General features: G+C 56.6%; 19 protein-coding genes. 16 read left to right on the forward strand and 3 right to left on the reverse strand.

The window, feature by feature from the left end:
• The first annotated feature begins 31 nt into the window (after window positions 1-31).
• Both AUP42_RS04945 and AUP42_RS04950 read left to right on the forward strand, forming a co-directional pair.
• Window positions 32-1,519: an NAD-dependent succinate-semialdehyde dehydrogenase gene (locus AUP42_RS04945; RefSeq protein WP_062949504.1), complete on the forward strand. Its 1,488-nt coding sequence runs from the start codon at window positions 32-34 to the stop codon at window positions 1,517-1,519.
• Window positions 1,520-1,558: 39 nt separating this feature from the next.
• Window positions 1,559-2,959, forward strand: a complete 1,401-nt coding sequence (locus AUP42_RS04950) for an aspartate aminotransferase family protein (protein WP_062949506.1) — start codon at window positions 1,559-1,561, stop codon at window positions 2,957-2,959.
• Between the two features lie 115 nt (window positions 2,960-3,074).
• Here AUP42_RS04950 and AUP42_RS04955 read toward each other — a convergent pair whose 3' ends face one another.
• Complete coding sequence (locus AUP42_RS04955; RefSeq protein WP_062949508.1) at window positions 3,075-3,485, reverse strand: hypothetical protein; 411 nt, start codon at window positions 3,483-3,485, stop codon at window positions 3,075-3,077.
• Window positions 3,486-3,586: 101 nt separating this feature from the next.
• Window positions 3,587-4,198, reverse strand: a complete 612-nt coding sequence (locus tag AUP42_RS04960) for a TetR/AcrR family transcriptional regulator (protein WP_062949510.1) — start codon at window positions 4,196-4,198, stop codon at window positions 3,587-3,589.
• Window positions 4,199-4,450: 252 nt separating this feature from the next.
• Between AUP42_RS04960 and AUP42_RS04965 the strand changes: the two genes are divergently transcribed.
• Complete coding sequence (locus AUP42_RS04965; protein ID WP_062949512.1) at window positions 4,451-4,831, forward strand: hypothetical protein; 381 nt, start codon at window positions 4,451-4,453, stop codon at window positions 4,829-4,831.
• 103 nt (window positions 4,832-4,934) lie between these two features.
• On the opposite strand, the gene dctP is transcribed toward AUP42_RS04965, so the two are convergent.
• The gene (dctP, locus tag AUP42_RS04970; protein WP_062949514.1) at window positions 4,935-5,954 is read right to left on the reverse strand and encodes a TRAP transporter substrate-binding protein DctP; all 1,020 of its coding nucleotides are present in this window, start codon (window positions 5,952-5,954) and stop codon (window positions 4,935-4,937) included.
• 238 nt (window positions 5,955-6,192) lie between these two features.
• On the opposite strand from dctP, the gene AUP42_RS04975 reads away from it, so the two are divergent.
• From AUP42_RS04975 to AUP42_RS05035, 13 genes are all read left to right on the forward strand, one after another.
• On the forward strand, window positions 6,193-7,590 hold the full coding sequence (locus AUP42_RS04975) for a PLP-dependent aminotransferase family protein (RefSeq protein WP_062949523.1): 1,398 nt from the start codon (window positions 6,193-6,195) through the stop codon (window positions 7,588-7,590).
• Window positions 7,591-7,744: 154 nt separating this feature from the next.
• Window positions 7,745-8,329, forward strand: a complete 585-nt coding sequence (locus AUP42_RS04980; protein ID WP_231858165.1) for a TRAP transporter small permease — start codon at window positions 7,745-7,747, stop codon at window positions 8,327-8,329.
• Window positions 8,330-8,341: 12 nt separating this feature from the next.
• On the forward strand, window positions 8,342-9,625 hold the full coding sequence (locus AUP42_RS04985) for a TRAP transporter large permease (RefSeq protein ID WP_062949525.1): 1,284 nt from the start codon (window positions 8,342-8,344) through the stop codon (window positions 9,623-9,625).
• Between the two features lie 96 nt (window positions 9,626-9,721).
• A complete protein-coding gene (locus tag AUP42_RS04990) occupies window positions 9,722-10,504 on the forward strand; it encodes an Asp/Glu racemase (RefSeq protein WP_062949527.1) in 783 nt (260 codons plus the stop codon).
• 10 nt (window positions 10,505-10,514) lie between these two features.
• Window positions 10,515-11,504 (forward strand): hydroxyectoine utilization dehydratase EutB, encoded by a 990-nt coding sequence (gene eutB, locus AUP42_RS04995; protein ID WP_062949529.1) that lies wholly within the window; start codon window positions 10,515-10,517, stop codon window positions 11,502-11,504.
• Between the two features lie 5 nt (window positions 11,505-11,509).
• Window positions 11,510-12,502, forward strand: a complete 993-nt coding sequence (gene eutC / locus AUP42_RS05000) for an ectoine utilization protein EutC (protein WP_062949531.1) — start codon at window positions 11,510-11,512, stop codon at window positions 12,500-12,502.
• Between the two features lie 59 nt (window positions 12,503-12,561).
• Window positions 12,562-13,743 carry an ectoine hydrolase DoeA gene (doeA, locus tag AUP42_RS05005; protein WP_062949533.1) on the forward strand — a complete coding sequence of 394 codons (1,182 nt, stop codon included), beginning with the start codon at window positions 12,562-12,564 and terminating at the stop codon, window positions 13,741-13,743.
• A gap of 106 nt (window positions 13,744-13,849) precedes the next feature.
• Entirely contained in the window at window positions 13,850-14,854 is a 1,005-nt protein-coding gene (doeB, locus tag AUP42_RS05010) for a N(2)-acetyl-L-2,4-diaminobutanoate deacetylase DoeB (RefSeq protein ID WP_062949535.1), read from the forward strand.
• Window positions 14,851-15,342: an Lrp/AsnC family transcriptional regulator gene (locus AUP42_RS05015; protein WP_062949537.1), complete on the forward strand. Its 492-nt coding sequence runs from the start codon at window positions 14,851-14,853 to the stop codon at window positions 15,340-15,342. Before doeB ends, AUP42_RS05015 begins: the two co-directional genes overlap by 4 nt.
• Window positions 15,343-15,387: 45 nt before the next feature.
• The gene (locus tag AUP42_RS05020; RefSeq protein ID WP_062949539.1) at window positions 15,388-15,825 is read left to right on the forward strand and encodes an EamA family transporter; all 438 of its coding nucleotides are present in this window, start codon (window positions 15,388-15,390) and stop codon (window positions 15,823-15,825) included.
• A 73-nt stretch (window positions 15,826-15,898) separates the two neighbouring features.
• Window positions 15,899-17,344, forward strand: a complete 1,446-nt coding sequence (locus AUP42_RS05025) for a hypothetical protein (RefSeq protein ID WP_062949542.1) — start codon at window positions 15,899-15,901, stop codon at window positions 17,342-17,344.
• A 161-nt stretch (window positions 17,345-17,505) separates the two neighbouring features.
• Window positions 17,506-18,903: an arylsulfotransferase family protein gene (locus AUP42_RS05030; protein WP_062949544.1), complete on the forward strand. Its 1,398-nt coding sequence runs from the start codon at window positions 17,506-17,508 to the stop codon at window positions 18,901-18,903.
• Window positions 18,900-19,181, forward strand: coding sequence for a hypothetical protein (locus AUP42_RS05035; protein ID WP_062949546.1), 282 nt, complete (start codon window positions 18,900-18,902; stop codon window positions 19,179-19,181). The genes AUP42_RS05030 and AUP42_RS05035 overlap by 4 nt, the downstream gene beginning before the upstream one ends.
• Window positions 19,182-19,196 lie beyond the last annotated feature (15 nt).

The following is a 19,196-nucleotide window of genomic DNA, read 5'->3' on the forward strand; positions in this document are numbered from 1 at the left end:
TTATGCGCAGCCTTGTTTCAAGGAGGTTTTCATGACGGCACAACTCAAAGAACAGCGCTGCGTGTCGTTAAGCCAGCTGTCCGATCTTCGGCTTCTGCGCGAACATGCTTATATCGACGGGCGCTGGTGCTCGGCCGACAATCGCCAGGTTATCGAAGTCACCAATCCGTTTGACGGTGCGTTTCTTGGAACCGTGCCCAATATGGGCATTGCCGAAACCCGTAACGCGATTGCCGCGGCCCATGCGGCCTTTCCGGCATGGGCGGCTCTTCTGCCGCAGGATCGTGCGGCACGTCTGCGCCGCTGGTTTGACCTTCTGATCGAAAACAAGGAAGACCTGGCACTTCTGATGACGCTTGAACAGGGCAAACCGATTTCAGAATCGCGTGGCGAGATTGACTATGCCGCAAGCTTCATCGAATTCTTCGCCGAAGAAGCCAAACGGGTGAATGTCGAAAACATTTCGTCCCACCTGCCCGGTCGCAATATGACCGTCAAACGCGAACCGGTTGGCGTCACCGCAGCAGTAACACCATGGAACTTCCCCTGTGCGATGATCACGCGCAAGGCCGCCGCCGCCCTGGCGGCGGGTTGCACCATGATTGTCCGCCCGGCAACCGAAACGCCGTTTTCGGCCACCGCCCTTGCCGAACTGGCCGAACGGGCCGGTATTCCGGCCGGTGTGTTTAACGTCGTGACCGGTGATCCCAATCCGGTGGTCGGCGAGCTTTGCGGCAATCCGGTTGTTCGCGCCCTGTCCTTTACCGGTTCGACCGAAGTGGGCCGGTTGCTTCTGTCGCAGGGCGCACAGACCGTCAAAAAGATGTCGATGGAACTGGGCGGACATGCACCCTTCATCCTGTTCCCCGATGTTGATCTGGATGAAGCCGTCAAACACGCGGTTGGTGCCAAATTCGCCACCAGCGGGCAGGATTGCCTTGCGGCAAACCGCATCTTTGTCCATCGCGACATCTATGACGCGTTTCTTGATCAATATGCCAAGGCGATTGGCGAACTCCGCGTTGGCAACGGACTTGATGAAACCACCGAAATCGGTCCGCTGATGCATGATCGTGCGGTTGCCAAATGTGATGAACATGTCGCAGATGCCCGCGCCAAGGGTGCCCGTGTTCTGACCGGTGGCAAGAAAATGGGCGGGCTTTTCTATGCCCCGACCCTTCTGGCCGATGTGACCGAGGATATGAACATCTATCATCAGGAAACTTTTGGTCCGGTTGCTCCGGTGATCCCGTTCGATACCGAAGAAGAAGTGATCAGTCGCGCCAATGATAGCGAATATGGCCTTGCAGCTTACGTCTATACCAGCGACCATGATCGCGCAGCGCGTGTTTCGAACGCACTTGAATACGGCATGGTCGCGCTGAATTGCGTGAAGATTACCGGCGCCCCGATCCCGTTTGGCGGGGTCAAGCAGTCCGGCCTTGGCCGCGAAGGGTCGCGCCACGGCCTCGAAGAATTCACCGAGCTTAAATATGTCTGCGCCGCGTTCAAACCGTAACGCGCGCAGCGGCCACCGCATTCACATGGGAGAAGCACAATGAATGTCATCAAAAACACCACCGCCGATCTGCAGGAAATGGATCGCGCCCATTTCATGCATCCCTCGACCCATATGCGCCAGCACGCGGCGGGTGAAACCCCCAACCGCATCATCAATGGTGGCAAGGGAATTTACATTCATGACACCGAAGGCAGGGAATCGCTTGATGCCTTTGCCGGTCTCTACTGTGTGAATGTCGGTTATGGCCGTACCGAAATCGCCGATGCGATCTATGCCCAGGCCAAGGAACTGGCCTATTACCACACCTATGTCGGGCACGGGAACGAGCCGGTCATCCGCCTGTCGGATCGTATCGTCAAATCCGCGCCAGAAGGCATGCAGCGCGTCTATTACGGCATGTCGGGTTCGGATGCGAACGAAACCAACATCAAGCTGATCTGGTATTACAACAATATCCGCGGCCTGCCGCAAAAGAAGAAAATCATCTCGCGCTGGCGTGGCTATCACGGTTCCGGCATCATGACTGGCAGCCTGACGGGTCTGGCAGCGTTCCACAACGCGTTTGACCTGCCACGCGCGCCGATCCTGCACACCACCTGCCCGCACCATTACTGGAATGCCGACGCGGGCGAGACAGAGGCCGAATTTGCCAAACGCTGTGCCGATGATCTCGAAAAACTGATCCTGCGCGAGGGCCCGGAAACCGTTGCTGCCTTCATCGGCGAGCCGGTCATGGGCACGGGCGGCATCATCACCCCGCCCGAAGGATACTGGGCCGCGATCCAGAAGGTTCTGAACAAATATGATGTGCTTCTGGTTGCCGACGAGGTCGTCACCGCCTTCGGCCGCACCGGGTCCTATTTCGGTTCGCACCATTACGACATCAAACCCGACCTGATCACGATTGCCAAAGGTGTGTCTTCGGGTTACCTGCCGCTGTCAGGTGTGATCATCGGCGAACGCGTCTGGAAGGTTCTGGAACAGGGGTCCGATAAAATGGGGCCGATTGGTCATGGCTGGACCTATTCCGCCCATCCGGTATGTGCAGCCGCTGCCAACGCCAATCTTGATATTGTCGATGGTGAAAACCTGACCGGCAATGCCGCCGAAACCGGTGGCTATTTCCAGAAACGCCTGCGCGAAACCTTTAACGAGCATCCGCTGGTCGGCGAAGCGCGCGGTGTTGGCCTGATGGCGGCACTGGAATTTGTCGCTGATAAAACCAAAAAGGAACGGTTCGATCCGAATGCGAAAATCGGCCCGCGCGTTTCGGCCGCCTGCCTTGAACGCGGCATGATCGCACGTGCGATGCCCCATGGTGATATCCTGGGCTTTGCCCCGCCGCTTTGCATCACCAAGTCCGAAATCGACAAGGTCATCGACATCGCCAAACAGGCCGTCGATGCCGTTGCCGACGAGGTCGCAAGCGGCAAATAATCGGCATCACCGACAAAGAACGCTCCCATCCGGTCGGCGCATTCTCCCGACCGGATGCCTTCAGAGGCCGGACCCATGCCGGCCTCTGTTTTTTTGGTGCACCATATCTGCGGGGTTATTGTGCTTTCTGCCCGCAAGTTGCCTGATATGGCCCATTCAGTGCGGTTTTGAACGAATAAGCGTGGCAGGTTTTGACGTAGCTATTGTTCTTGTAGACCTCGATCGTGATGTGCTGCCACGTCTTGTCGTAATACATATCCCCACCGATATGCCAGAACTTGGTCACCAGAAGTTCGGTACCACCTACTCCGTTATAGGCATTCAGGATGGACTGCTCGTTTGAATTGGCAATCGTCTGGGCGACCGTTGTTTTCTCGCTGTCCGTCGATGCAAGTGCCAGCTGGGTGGTTGTGATCTGCACGTAATCATTCGCACTGCCGACATGGACATTGTTGTAATTCTGCGCAAATGCCTGGCTTGCAAAACCAAACAGCAAGACGATTGCCAGCATCAGATATCTTTTCATCAGCATTCCTTTCAAGATTGCATGAATTTGCCGATATCTGACGCAAGGCGGGATTGGCTGTGATCTGTTTGGATTGCTGATCTCGGTAGCACTTTATGAAATCACGGCGGAAAACCGACCGCGTTTACCGCGTCCTCGATCCGTTTGACCATGTCATCCTGTTCAAGCACAACCGGGCCTTTGCAGAAATAGCCAAGCTGGATGCTGCCGGTCAGCATGTTGATGAACAGTTCGGCAAACTGGCGCGGGGCAATCGCGCGCAGGTTTGACGGCAAATGGGTTTGCGTCATCAGCTTGGCCGCTTTTTCATAGGTTGCCTCCGGCCCGGCATTCCAGAAGATTTCACCCAGTTCCGGGTGGGTCGGGGTGCGCGCAACAACATAACGATGCAGATCCATCACCGGGGTACGTAAAATGCCATCCGCAAAGGCCGTGGCTATGGCGATCAGGGTCGCGCGCGGATTGTATGGCCAGACGGTGACCCCTTCCAGAGGATCGCGGGCACGTTCGCACAGCCACGCGACCATGGCGCGTTCAAGCCCGATCTTGTCCCCGAAATACCGATAGATGGTCGCCTTTGACGTCCCGGCACGCGTGGCTATCCGATCCACCGCCGTGCTGTCATCACGCATATCAAGCAGTTCGGTTGCAGCCGCCTCAAGAATCCGGGTGCGGCGTTCCTGCTGCTTTGGGGTCAGGCGTTCGACAGACATATAGCCGGGTTCCTTGTTGCTGGTTTCGTCATCGGCATCGTCACAGACATCAAGCGGGCGGGCTCATTCCGTATCGGAAATTCCCCAAGCGCGGCGCACCGCCAAACAGAACTGTACGGTTTCGTTTCACAGCTATCCGCTTTGTAAATCCCTGGGCACGATCAGACCACATTTTTCATTTGTCAAAATTGAAACTGTACCGTACAGTTTCGTTTTGAGGGATCATTCTTAACATATGTCGGGGAAACCGCGATGAATAATTTGCCACGCATTTGCTGGACAGTTTCCGCCTGTCTGGGGCTTGCAGGTATGGTTTGGGGCATGCAGATGGCCGGAAGCGGCGATCACAGCAATCTTGCCGCCCATGCCCATCTCAATCTTCTGGGCTGGGTCGGTCTGGCGCTGTATGGCACCTATTACCGGCTGATCGGACTGACACGCTCTAGGGTCGCAAGCATTCAGGTTGGCTGCGCAATCGTCGGATCGGTCATTATGGGCATCGGTATTGCCATCGCCCATCAGGGCGGCACCGAAGCCATCGCCATCATCGGATCGCTTCTCACACTGGCGGCGGGTGCGCTATTCGCCGCCATCACATTCCAGCGTCCGCTTCGGATCAATAGCGGCCTGTAACCGGCACCCCACCCCGCCAAAAGCAGACAAAAAGAAACCCCTGCGGCCAACATTGCAGGGGTTTCAGATATCATCCCGCGAAGGGGAATGGCATCAGAGACGATTACATCTCGGTGCCAAATTCCTTGCGGAGCGCATTCAGCACTTCTTCGGTGTCACCACCGACTTCGCTGACAAGGCTGTCGCCGATACCGGCCGATGCCTCTTTGAAGGCAGCGCGCTGTTCTTCGTTCAGCTTGATGACTTCGATGCCCGGCTTGGCTTCCTTGATACGGTCAAGTGCCTCGGCATTTGCCTTTTCCTGGGCTTCATAGATGAAGTCGTCCAGTTCGGATTTCACTTCCTTGAGCATCTCTTTGCGCTCGTCCGACAGACCTTCATAGAAGGCCGCGTTCGACACCACGGTGGTGGTGTATTGCTGCTGACCGGCATAGATCAGATAATCGGTCACTTCATAGAATTTGGCACTTTCGATGAAGAAGATCGGATTGACCTGTGCATCAATCACGCTGGTCTGAAGACCGGAATAAACTTCACCCCACGGCAATGCCACCGGATCGGCACCGAAAGATTCATAGCTTTCGATCAGGATCGGCGATGTCATGACACGGAATTTAACCCCGTCAAATTCGGACGGCTGGGTCACCTTTTTCTTGGTGGTCCAGACCATCTCGCCTTCCGGATACATGGTGTAAAGCTTAAGCCCCTTGGACTCGAAATCCTTCGCCAGACCATCATAGATCGTCGGGCTGCTCGACAGGACTTCCTTGTTCACCTCGTTATCCTGCGACAGCAGATAGGGAACACCGAAAACCTGGATTTCCGGAACAAAGGTGCCAAGGTGGCCCGGCGACGCGTTCGAGAACTGGACAGCCCCCGCCGCAGTCAGCTCGGTAATGTCGTTTTCGGTACCCAACTGGCCATAGGTGTAGATGGTGACTTCGACCTCACCATCGGTTTTTTCCTCAACCAGGCGTTTGAATTCCTGTGCATACAGATCCTGCACATCGCCCGGGCTTTCCTCGTGCGCAAATTTCCATTCTTCGGCATGGGCGGCTGTCCCGGCAACCGCAAAGATTGCGGCGGCAGACAGGGTCGCCTTGAAGAGCTTGTTCAAACTCATATCGAAGTCTCCCTTATTATGCCGCGACGACCGGGATTGAACCCTGGACCGGCGGCGATTAGTTGGCACATCAATGTCATGAACGCGCAAAGTGTTGAAATGTTCCTGCATCAGGTCAATGTTAGTTTTGTATCATGACAAAATAACATTGACGTCTACACATTAACCCACAGGTCATGTTAGGGTCGGAAAAACCCCCAAGGAAGCACAAGGGTAGACAAGGGTAGGAATCGACAGGATGTGGCTGCCAAATATTGACCTGAGCGGCGATACGGGACCGAAATACAAGGCCCTTGTCGAAGCAATCATCACGGATATCGAGGCCGGACGCCTTCGGCACGATGTCCGGATGCCGACCCATCGTGAACTGGCCTATCGGCTGCATGTCAGCGTGCAAACCGTCAGTGCGGCCTACAAGGAAGTAGAACGACAGGGTTATCTCAGATCGGAACGAAGAAGGGGCACATTCGTTCAGGCACGCCTGACAGATCGCGCATCGACCTTTATTCTGGATAACCGTCAGCCCGACCTGATCGACCTGTCGATCGTGCGCACGGCCTATACTGATTTCCACAATGATCTGTCGCGCCAGATACACAGCAGACTGGCCGAGGAAACTCACCATAACTGGATGGAAAGCTGCCGCCCGGTTGCCGGCTTTGAATATCATCGCGAAATCGGCAGCAAGTGGCTGGAATCCATGGGAATTTCGGCCGAACTTCCCAACATCCTGATCACCAATGGCGCCGCCCAGGGGGTGTTTACCGCCCTTGCCACGGTGGTTCAGCCCGATGATGTCGTCCTGACCGAAAGCCTGACCGATCATGGGGTTATCGGCACCGCGAGCATCCTGCGGTTCAAGCTGGGCGCGTTGCCCACCGATGACGAGGGCATCCTGCCCGACGCGTTCGAACGCGAATGCCGCGCGCGCCATATCCGCGCCCTTGTCGTTACGCCGATCTATACCAACCCGACCAACTGCCTGATGGGACTTGAACGGCGCAAACGAATCGCCGAAATCGCCGAGCATTACGGCGTTTACGTCATCGAAGACGATGTATACCGCCCGCTTCTCGAACAAAACCTGCCGCCGATCACAAGCTTCCTGCCGCGTCTGGGCTTCCATGTTTCCAGCCTGACCAAGATTGTCATGCCGGGGCTTCGCACCGGTTTTCTCATCGTGCCGCAGCATCTGTCGATCCGTGCCAGCAGCGTTCTGCGAGTCACCGGCTGGATGGGCACACCATTAATGGCCGAGATCGGCGCACGCTGGATTGCCGATGGCACCGTCGATCAGGCGGTAACGGTCCAACGCGCCCTGATGCGCGAAAGACAGACCCTTGTTGCGGAAATACTGGGCGATGCCGTGGTTCGCCACCACCCCACCTCGCTAAGCGCCTGGGTGCGTATTCCGCATCACTGGCAGGAAGAATGGTTTGCCTCGGAACTGCGGAAAAACGGGGTTGCCGTGACGATTTCCGATCCCTTCATGACCGTCAAGGTCCCCCGCCCGAATGCCATCCGGATTTGTGTTGGCGGGGCGGTTGATACCCCGTCCCTGCATCACGGCCTGATGCAGATCCGTCACACGATGGAACAGATGCCGGGTGTGCATGCCTTCGACGTTATGTATTGATTTTTGTCTCATGACAAAAATCTGATTGAACCGTCACAAACCGTTTTTATTCTGGCAGTCTGGCGTGAAGCGAGCAGGAAAACGTGTGGGAGGGAACCAACAACCACACACAACGTTCAGCAAGAATGTCTCGCACGCGCATCATGGAGGTCGTATGTCGGATTCTAACGGGGAGGCTCCCGCGCCGAAAGGCGGGGTGCTGTCGGTGCTGAAACGGCTCGATGATGGATTATCTGTCGTCGAACGTCAGTTGCTGGGGTGGAGCATCGTGATCATGGCCGTCAATACGGTCGCCAATGTGATCATGCGTCTGGGTTTCAGTTCGAGCATCTTCTTTTCCGAAGAGCTCAATCAATTTCTGATCATTCTTGTCACATTCGTCGGCATCAGCGAGGCCGCCCGCATGGGGCGCCATATCCGCATGTCGGCCTTTACCGATATGCTGGGTCCGCAGGCCAGCAAGATCATGATGATCATCATCACGCTGGGCACGGCGGCCCTTCTGTTTCTTCTGGCATGGTATTCTATCGGCTATGTTTCATCCCTGATCCAGTCCAACCGCCTGACGCCTGCCCTTCGCATCCCATACTATCTGACCGTCCTCATCGTACCCTTTGGCCTGACCGTCACGGGGATCCAGTTCGTACTTGCCGCGGTAACGAATATCGTCAGACCCGGAACGCATCTGTCGTACCGGGTTGAAGATACGTTCTCCGAAGCTGACGACCATCATCTGTAGGGGGACGGAAAAATGGATCTTGGAACCACAATTCTCATTGTGATGCTCGTCCTTCTGGTGCTGGGTTTCCCGATGATGGTGCCGCTGACCATGGCCAGCGTTGTCGCCTTTACCTTCTACATGCCGATTGATCCCAAAATTCTGATCCAGCAAATGGTGACCGGGATTTCGCCGGTGGCACTGATTGCCGTGCCGATGTTCATCTTTGCCGCCGATATCGTGACAAAGGGACATACGGCCAACCGGCTGATCGACCTTGCCATGACCTTTGTCGGTCATGTGCGCGGCGGCCTTGCCGTTACCACCGCCCTTGGCTGTACGCTGTTTGGCGCGGTATCGGGTTCGACACAGGCAACCGTGGTGGCGATGGGCGGACCATTGCGCCCGAAAATGCTTAAGGCAGGCTACAAAGACAGCTTTGCGATGGCCCTGATCATCAATGCCAGTGACATCGCGTTTCTGATCCCGCCCTCCATCGGCATGATCGTGTTTGGCGTGGTCGGCAAGGTATCGATCGGCGAACTGTTCCTGGCCGGGATCGGCCCGGGCATTCTGATCCTTCTGATGTTTTCGGCCTATTGCGTCTATTACGCAAAAAAGAACAACATCCCGACCATCCCGCGCATGAGCTGGGCGGAACGCGGCAAGGCCGTTATCAATGCCGGCCCGGCCATCATGTTCCCGGTTCTGATTGTTGGCGGCATCTATCTCGGCTGGGTCAGCCCGACCGAAGTCGCCGCCGTTTCCGTGGTCTATGCCATCATTCTTGAGGTTCTGATCTTCAAGTCGGTGAAATGGTCGGAAATGCTGGAAATCGCCCGATCGACCGGCCTGATCACCGCCGTGGTCTTCATCCTTGTCGGCGCGGGTACAACTTTCTCCTTTGTGATTTCCTTTGCCCAGATCCCGCAGCATGTGATCGGTGCATTGGGCCTTGAAGGCGCGAACAGCTATCTGATCCTTGCCGCCATCTGCATCGCCTTCTTCATCGGCTGCATGTTCGTTGATCCGATTGTCGTCATTCTGGTTCTGACACCGATCTTCATGCCGCTGGTACGTGATGCCGGGCTTGATCCGGTGCTGGTCGGTACATTGGTGACCCTGCAGGTCGCCATCGGGTCGGCAACACCACCATTTGGCTGCGATATTTTCACCGCCATCGCGATCTTCAGGCGACCTTATTACGAGGTCATCCGCGGAACGCCGCCCTTTATCTTCATGCTTCTGCTGGCCGCGGTGATTCTGGTCTTTGTTCCGCAGATCGCATTGTTCCTGCCGACCATGGCTTTCCGTTAATCGGCAGGTAACCGGGATCGTCCCGGAAAGAACAACCACAATATCAAACCGGGGTGCGGGCATTCATTGCCCCGCCCCATCAAGGAGTTCAGGACGATGTCCGTTGCCCCCGCGGTCACGCCAGAGCCGGTAGACCTGTCCTATTTGCCCGATCCGGTTGCCCCGGCCGGGCGGATCGGGCTGATTACGCTCGCCACCGATTTCAACAGCGAGGATGACCTGCGTCGCATCATTCCCGACGATGTTGGCCTGTTCACCACCCGCATTGAAAATGCCAATCCGATCACCGTCGACACCCTGCGCAGCATGGCCGACGATCTGCCGCGTGCCGCACGCACCCTGCTGCCGGGCTATGGGGTGGATGTCGCCATTTTCGGCTGCACGTCGGGAACGGCGGTCAATGGATCGGACCGGATCGAAGCCCTGATCAACAAGGCAATGCCGGGCACAGCCGTGACCAATCCGCTGCTGGCAACAGATGTCGCATTGCGAACAATCGGTGCGCAAAAAATCGCCGTGGTCGCCCCCTATGTTCTGGATGTCACCCGATCCGTTGCCGAACAACTGATCGCGCGCGGTTTCGATGTGACCCGGCTGATGGGGTTCGGGCTTGAAAACGATATTGATATGACTGCAATCCCACCCGACGCCCTTTTGGCTGCGGCCCTGCAGGTCAACAGCCCGGATGCCGATGCCGTGTTCATTTCCTGCACTGCAATCCGGTCCGCCGAGATTGCCGAACGTGCGGAAAAGCTTCTGGGCAAGCCCGTGATCACCAGCAACCAGGCAATGATCTGGCACGCGCTGCATCTGATGAAATACGACAAACCGGTCGCGGGGTTCGGAACCCTGTTTGACCACGCCCCACACAAATCGTAACGAGGTCGCCATGAAGGAACCCATCACGCTTGGTGATGTGCTTTCTGCCCGCAAAAACATCGCGGGCCACGTGATCCATACACCACTGCGCCCGTCTGCCAGCCTGTCTGAGCAGATCGGATCGTCCGTGTGGCTGAAATGCGAACACCAGCAATATACCGGCAGCTTCAAATTGCGCGGGGCGGCGAATGCCGTTCTGAAACTGTCGCCCGAACAAAAGGAAAAGGGCGTTGTCGGCGTATCGACCGGCAATTATGGCCGCGCTCTTGCCAATGCGGCACGCAATGCCGGGGTGCGCGCCGTCATCTGCATGTCCGAACTGGTCCCGAAGAACAAGGTCGAAGGCATCCGCGCCCAGGGGGCAGAAATATGCATTTCCGGCACGTCACAGGACGAAGCCCAAAAGGAAGTCGACCGTCTGGTATCGGAAAAGGGCATGACCATGCTGCCCCCCTTCGACCATGCCGACATCATCGCCGGTCAGGGAACCCTTGGCCTTGAAATCCTTGAACAGCTTCCCGAAACCGACACGCTTCTGGTGCCATTGTCGGGCGGCGGGCTTCTGGCGGGTGTGGCACTCGCGGCAAAATCGATCAATCCGGCGATCCGGGTTGTCGGCATTTCGATGGAACGCGGCTGTGCGATGATCACAAGCCTGCAGGAAGGCAAACCGACCGCGGTCAAAGAACTGCCGACACTGGCCGACAGTCTGGGCGGCGGCATCGGACAAAACAACCAGTACACATTCGATATGTGTGCCGATCTGACAGATGACTTTGTTCTGGTGAACGAAGCCCAGATCGCGGACGGCATCCGGGCCGCCTATCACGATGACCAGCAGGTGATCGAAGGAGCAGCGGCCGTTGGTATCGCGGCCCTTCGCGCCGGATTGATCGACAATCCGGGCACCACGGTCGTTTTGTCGACCGGCTGCAATATCGACATGGATTTGCATAAACGTATTGTCGGCGGCGAAGACGTCGACCTGATGGCGGAGTAATCATCATGCCCAACATCAGAATTCTGACCGAAACCGACCTTCGCAACGTGATCACCCTTGATACCGATGCGATTGCCTGTATCGAAAACGCCTTTCTGGCCCTGGCGACCAAGGATGTGCGGATGCCGCCGATCCTTCGGCTTGATATCGACGACCACAATGGCGAGGTCGATGTCAAAACCGCCTATGTCCCAGGACTGGACAGTTTCGCCATCAAAATCAGCCCCGGCTTCTTTGACAATCCGAAACTCGGCCTGCCATCTGTCAACGGATTGATGAACCTGTTTTCAGCCAAAACCGGCCTGCTCGAAGCCGTCATGCTCGATAACGGTTATCTGACCGATGTCCGCACCGCTGCCGCCGGGGGTGTCGCCGCCAAACATCTGGCACGCAAGGATGCAAAACATGCCGCGATCTTCGGGGCCGGTGTGCAGGCGAAATTGCAGCTCAAGGCGCTTAAACTGGTACGCGGCATCACATCGGCCACCATCTGGGCACGCGACATGGCCAAGGCCGAACTCTGTGCCGCCGCCTGCGCCAGCGAACTTGGCCTTTCCGTAACCGCAACGCCCGATGGCCGGGCGGCGGCACAGGATGCCGATATCATCGTCACCACCACGCCTGCCCGCGAACCCGTCCTTTTGTCGGACTGGGTCAAACCCGGTACCCATATCACCGCGATGGGGTCGGATGCGGAACATAAAAACGAAATCGACCCGGCATTGATTGGCCGGGCAGACCTTTATGTGTGCGACAGCCTTTCGCAATGCCGGATTCTGGGCGAACTGCATCACGCCATTGATGCCCGGATTATCAAGGCCGACCACACATTTTCACAACTGGGTCAGGTTATTGCCGGATCGGCATCGGGACGTACGTCCGATGATGCGATCACGGTTGCCGATCTGACCGGTACGGGTGTCCAGGACACCGCAATCGCCACCCTCGCCCGCGCCCGCTGCGACGCAGCCAAGGCCGGGACCGAGATCACGTCGTAATAACAAAGGGAAACAGGGTCAGGAAAAACTGAAACCCCGCCTTTTTTTGGAGGCCTGCGATGAGCCAGGTTGAATTGAATTTCACGCGCGAGGAATATGCCGAGCGTTTGGAAAAAACAAAAAAAGCCATGGTGGAAAAGGGGCTCGATCTTCTGATCGTGACCGATCCATCAAACATGGCCTGGCTGACCGGCTATGACGGCTGGTCGTTTTATGTTCACCAATGCGTCCTCGTTCCGATCGAAGATGATCCGATCTGGTTCGGCCGGTCGCAGGATGCAAACGGGGCAAAGCGCACGGTCTATATGACCCATGATCGCATCATCCCCTATGCCGATTATTATGTGCAATCCACCACCCATCACCCGATGGATTACCTGTGCGAGGTGATCGAATATCGCAATTGGGGCACGCGCAATATCGGTGTTGAAATGGATAACTACTATTTCTCCGCCAGATGTTACGCGCAATTGCAGGCCCATCTGCCCAACGCAAAGTTCCATGACGCAACCGCACTGGTAAACTGGCAGCGCGCGGTAAAGTCCGAGACCGAGATTTTCTATATGCGTCAGGCCGCCCGCATCGTCGAAAACATGCATGAACGCATTTTCGAAGTTGTCGAACCGGGCATGAAGAAAAACGAACTGGTTGCCGAAATCTATCGTTCCGGGATCGTCGGCATTGACGGGATCGGCGGGGACTACCCGGCAATCGTGCCGTTGCTGCCATCGGGTGCAGATGCCGGTGCACCGCATCTGACCTGGGATGACAAACCGATACCGGGCGATGCCGGAACGTTTTTCGAGATTGCCGGTTGCTATAAACGCTATCACGCGCCGCTATCGCGCACGGTGTATCTCGGCCAACCCGAACAGCGTTTCCTTGATGCTGAAAGTGCCCTGATCGAAGGCCTTCAGGCCGGGCTTGAAGCCGCCAAACCCGGCAATGTCTGCGAAGATATCGCCGTTGCCTTCTTTGGCGTCTTGCAAAAATACGGCATCCACAAAGACAGCCGGTGTGGCTATCCCATCGGGCTTTCCTATCCGCCCGACTGGGGCGAACGCACCATGAGCCTGCGCCCCGGTGACCGCACGGTTCTTGAACCGGGCATGACATTCCATTTCATGCCCGGCCTCTGGTTTGATGACTGGGGTATCGAGATCACCGAAAGCATGATGATCACGGAAACCGGCAGCAAGACGCTGACCAGTTATCCAAGGCAGTTATTCGTCAAAAACTGACGCGAATACCGCCGATCAAAATCGCATCGCAGATATATGCCGGTGCAAGACTGCCACGCAGGATACCGACGGTCGCGGTATCCTGCCTTTATGCAAGGAAACGGCCATGACAAAGAAATCCCCGATTACGCCAACGATCCCGTTCGATCAGGATGGCGTTCATCACGGCTTTTTAAAGCTGCCCTATTCGCGTGATGATTCCGCGTGGGGGGCTGTGATGATCCCGATTACGGTCATTCGTAACGGTAATGGCCCCACTGCCCTTCTGACCGGCGGCAATCACGGTGACGAATACGAAGGTCTGGTATCGCTGTTCAAACTGGCGGGGAAACTGTCACCTGCTGAAATCACCGGGCGGGTCATCATTTTACCGGCGATGAATTTCCCGGCATTCCTGAATGCGTCGCGGACATCCCCGATTGACAAGGGCAACCTTAACCGCAGCTTCCCCGGCAAGGCCGACGGCACGGTGACACAGAAAATCGCCGATTACGTCCTGCGCCATCTGGTGCCGGAAGCCGACATCGTCCTTGATCTGCATTCCGGCGGCAAGACACTGGACTTCATCCCGTTTGCCGCCGTCCACGTCCTTGACGACAAGGAACAGGAAGCCCGCTGCGTAAACGCGATGAAGGCCTTCGCCGCCCCCTATTCGATGATGATGCTCGAACTTGATTCGGTCGGAATGTTCGATACGGTTGTTGAGGAAGCCGGCAAAACATTCGTCACCACCGAACTGGGTGGCGGCGGGTCAACCACGGCCGAACGGGTGGCGATTGCGGATCGCGGGGTGCGCAACCTTCTGATCCATGCCGGTATTCTGACCGGTGAACCGGACGTCCCCGACGATAGCGGCGTCATGCTGGATATGCCGGATGGCAACTGTTTCGTTGCGTCGGTTTCAAGCGGCCTGTTTGAACCCTGTGTCGATCTGGGGCAGATGGTCACACGCGGTGATCTGATTGCGCGCGTTTACGATGCCAACCGGACCGGCGGTGTTCCCACCGAATACAAGGCACCGCGTGATGGCATCGTCGCCTGTCGCCATTTCCCCGGCCTGATCAAAACCGGTGATTGTCTTGCCGTCATTGCCGAGGTGGTCGGGAAATGATCAGGCTGGATGATCAGGATCTTAAAATCCTGCTCACGCTGCAACGCGAGGGGCGCATCACCAAGGTCAAACTGGCCGAGGCGGTGAACCTTTCGCCAAGCCCGTGCTGGGAACGGCTCAAACGCCTTGAGGACCTTGGTGTCATTTCGGGCTATCACGCCCATATCAATCTTGAAATGCTGGTCAAACCAACGCTTGTGATGACCGAGGTAACATTGCGCCATCACCAGCACGAGGATTTCACGATTTTCGAAAAGGCCGTTCAGGATATCCCCGAAATCGTCGAATGCTATGCCCTTGGCGGCGGGGTCGATTATATGCTCAAGATACTCTGTCGCGATGTCGATGCCTATCAACGCCTGATCGACGGACTTTTGATCGCAGGCATCGGTATTGACCGATATTTTACCTATATCGTGACAAAAAAGGTCAAAACCACACCGGTCCCGCCAATCGACGCCCTTTTGGATCCCTCGATCCGGAAATAACGGCCGACTGGCAGCATCCGGAAAGGCAAAACGGGGGTCATCGGCATGAAGGATGTGATGGAAAGCTGGCAATTATGGGCTGCCCTTGCCGCCTGCTTTGCTGCACTGACCGCGATTTTTGCCAAGGTCGGGATTGAAAACATCAATTCCGACTTTGCCACCTTTATCCGCACCGCAATCATTTTCATCATGGTCTTTGCCATCCTGATGATTGGCGGTCACTGGCAAAACCCGGCAACCGTATCGGCCAAAACATGGTGGTTCCTGATCCTGTCCGGGCTTGCGACCGGGGCATCGTGGTTATGTTACTTCCGCGCACTCAAGATTGGCGAGGCCGCAAAGGTCGCCCCGATTGACAAGCTCAGCGTGGTACTGGTTGCGATTTTTGGCGCAGCATTTCTTGGTGAAAAACTGTCCCCCGCAAGCTGGCTTGGCGTCGTGATGATCGGCACCGGTGCCGCGCTTATTGCCTGGAAAGGCTAAATTTAAACGCTTCCCAACCTGCCAAAGTTGTGGCGAAATCGGTTTTATCATTTGGCCTATGGGGGAATGGGTGATGAAACCGGGCGTTACCATGATCAGGACCGTGACGATTGGCATTTTGGGCATAAGCCTTTCTGCCTGCCAGACAGTCAATACAGCCCCCGCTCCCTCGCCCATGCCATCGCAAACATCCCTTGCCCCGGCCAGTGTTTCCGATCCCGGCAGCATCGCATTCCGGATCAATCCATCCGGTAACGGCGCTTACTACGGCTGGCAGATGCAGGTCGTAAAGGCTTCCCGCAACAAGGGGTTCAAGCCCTTCACCACCGAACAGCTTTCCGCCGGACAGATGAAGGAATACACCCTGTGGCCAGACAGCTATCTGGTCAGGGTCTCTCGCCTGGGCGAACTGAAATCGGAGAGCTGGGTTGATGTGCTCCCCGGCGAGGTCACGGTGGTCTATGCCGATTACGGCCTGTTTTCCGAAGACGTCAAAATAAGCCGCGAACCCGATCCCGCCCGGATTGACCCCAATATCGACACCACGATATGGCGCATACCGATCACCACCACCTATGGCCCCGAAGTCATGTTTGCCCATGACGGCTACCGGGCGGAATATATCGGCCCGCAAAATAACGGCAATCCGGTCGGCACCGGCACGGTCGAAATCACTCGCAACGAACAGCCCTTTGCCGAAATCGACAATGCCGACATTACCGGCGACAAAATCACCGGTGACATCGAATATGCCGATGGCCGCGAGGTGGACGGCGAATATCTAAGCGACAGCCGCCAGATCGAACCGGGCAGCACGACCAAATGGCCCGATGGCACAAGCTTTACCGGCACCTATCGCGTGTTTGACCCGCGTGAGGGTGAATTGCGCATGGCGGACGGCAATGTCTGGCAGGGGCCGGTGCGCGAACGCAAGCCCGCCGGTCAGGGCCGCCTGACCTGGTGGGAAGGTGGCTGGATGGAATTGCCCGAAGGATCCGCATTCCCAAGTCAGACCGGCCAATTCGTCTGCGGCGGTGAAACGGTCGCGGCCGGTGATTGCTATTATTACGGCGGCAAAAAGCTCTCGGGGCCGGATGAACTGGCCACCCTGATGGAACGTGATCGCCAGCTTGCCGCAAAAGCCGCTGCCGAAGAAGCCGCCCGGAAAGCCGCATCCGAAACCACCCAACCGCAGGCCACGGCCCAAAGCGGTTGCCGCAATGCCAGTGGCACATTCCGCGACAATACCGGTAATTCCACCCTTAAACTCGACTCGCCCGGTCAGGGGAACGGTAATTTCGTCAGTTACACCTATGGCAGCGCGCAAAAATTCCGGTTCGAAATCGGCTTCACCTATGTCACCACGCCCGACAGCATTTCGGTCACCTATGGCAACGGCACCTATAGCGATGCGGCAACCGGACAGGTTCTGCAACGCATGAGTGCACCGTCAGGCACTGTTTCGTGCCGGTTTGACGGTAATCTTCTGGTCATGGACGGGGTGGAATACCGGCAGTAATCAAACAAACAAACCGCCCGAAAACATCCCAACTTACAATTAAACTCTTGGGCGAAACAAAGGCGAAAAGCGGCCAAACCGCCCCAATCCCCTTGATACTGGCCGTAAATTTGCCCGGAGGCCCGCGTAACCTTTTTGTCAGATGACAAGGAGATTACCGCGTGCCTGCACCTCAACAGACAGATGAATCCGCGGAAAACAACCGCGGCGATAAAATCTTTTTTGCTGCCTTCATGACCGGCGTTGCCGCGATCAGCTTCGGTATTGGTGCGTTTGTCATACTGGCCGAAGTACCGCCCTATCAGTCGATGAAAAACGCGTGGCGTGCGGGCACGGCCCTGTGGGAACAACGCACCAAATACAGCAGTGTCGAACGGCTTGATTTCTGGTCCCCCGCCCGGACCGAAGAAACCGGTGTCACGATCAATAAAGCCGACAAGACCCAGAAAGGCCTGACCCTGTATTCGTCGGGTGACGGGCCGCATGCCGTGCTGGTCGATATGGACGGTAACATCGTCCATGAATGGCGCATGCCGTTCAGCGAAATCCACGATGAAACATCGCCGATCCCCAATCCGCAAAAAGACGATTTCATGCATTGGCATACCGCCAAGATGGCACCTGATGGTGACCTGATCGTGCAATATACCGCGGCGGGCGACACGCCATATGGCTATGGCATGGCCAAGATCGACCGGGATTCCAAACCGGTCTGGAAATATCTGGGAACCGCACATCACGATTTTTCGATTGCGCCCGATGGCCGGGTTTATGCCCTGACCCAGGAATTCCGCTTTAACACATATGACAACCGCAAACAGCTCACCCCGCCGCGGCTTGACGATTTCGCGGTGATCCTGTCGCCCGAAGGCAAGGAAATCAAACGTGTCTCGATCCTCGATGCGCTGATCAATTCCAGCTACGCCAACATGGTCGATTTCGCGCCCTATTTCTCGAACGAGGATGTGCTGCACACCAACACGATCCAACTGATTACCGAAGAAACGGCGCAAAACTTTGAACAGGGCAAGGCGGGCGATGTTGTTCTGTCCTTCCGTGATCTCGGCATCATTGCCGTGCTTGATATGGATGCGGAAAAAGTCGTCTGGGCAACACGTGGCCCGTGGCTGGGGCAACATGACCCGGATGTCCTGCCAAACGGCGATATCCTGCTATTTGACAATCAGGGCCAGCTTGCCGATCCGGACGCCGGTCAATCCCGCGTGCTGCAGATTGATCCCGCAACCAACGGCATCACCTGGGAATACAAGGGCACTGCCGAACACAGGTTCGACAGCAACATCCGTGCTGATCAGCAACGCCTTCCCAATGGCAATACGCTGATTACCGAATCAAGCGGCGGACGCCTTTTCGAAGTCACCCCGGAAGGCGAGATCGTCTGGGAATACCACAACCCGATCCGCCGTGATGATCCCGACAACCCCGGCCAAAAACTGATCCCCGTCGTATCGCAGGCCGAGCGCATCAGCGATGAACGCGCAGCCCTTTACAGCGATACCAACTTCACCCCGACCTCCCCTGATGGAGAAAAGCAATGAAACAGAACATGAAACTGCTTTCGATTGGAACCGCGACCATTGCCGCCGCAACACTTCTGACGGCCCTGCCTGCACAGGCCTATGTCGGACCGGGTGCCGGTCTTAGCCTTCTGTCTGCTTTGTGGGCTGTTCTGGCCGCCGTATTTGTCGCGGTTGGCTTTGTCCTGCTATGGCCGATCCGCAAAATGATGCGCAACCGCAAACGTGCGCAGCAGAACGGCTCTGGCACCACCTCGCATTCAACGCATTCGGCGCATTCGCACCAGCCGAAAGCCTGAACGGTCAACGACCAA

The organism is Thalassospira lucentensis (assembly GCF_001613805.1).
Lineage (GTDB): Bacteria > Pseudomonadota > Alphaproteobacteria > Rhodospirillales > Thalassospiraceae > Thalassospira > Thalassospira lucentensis_A.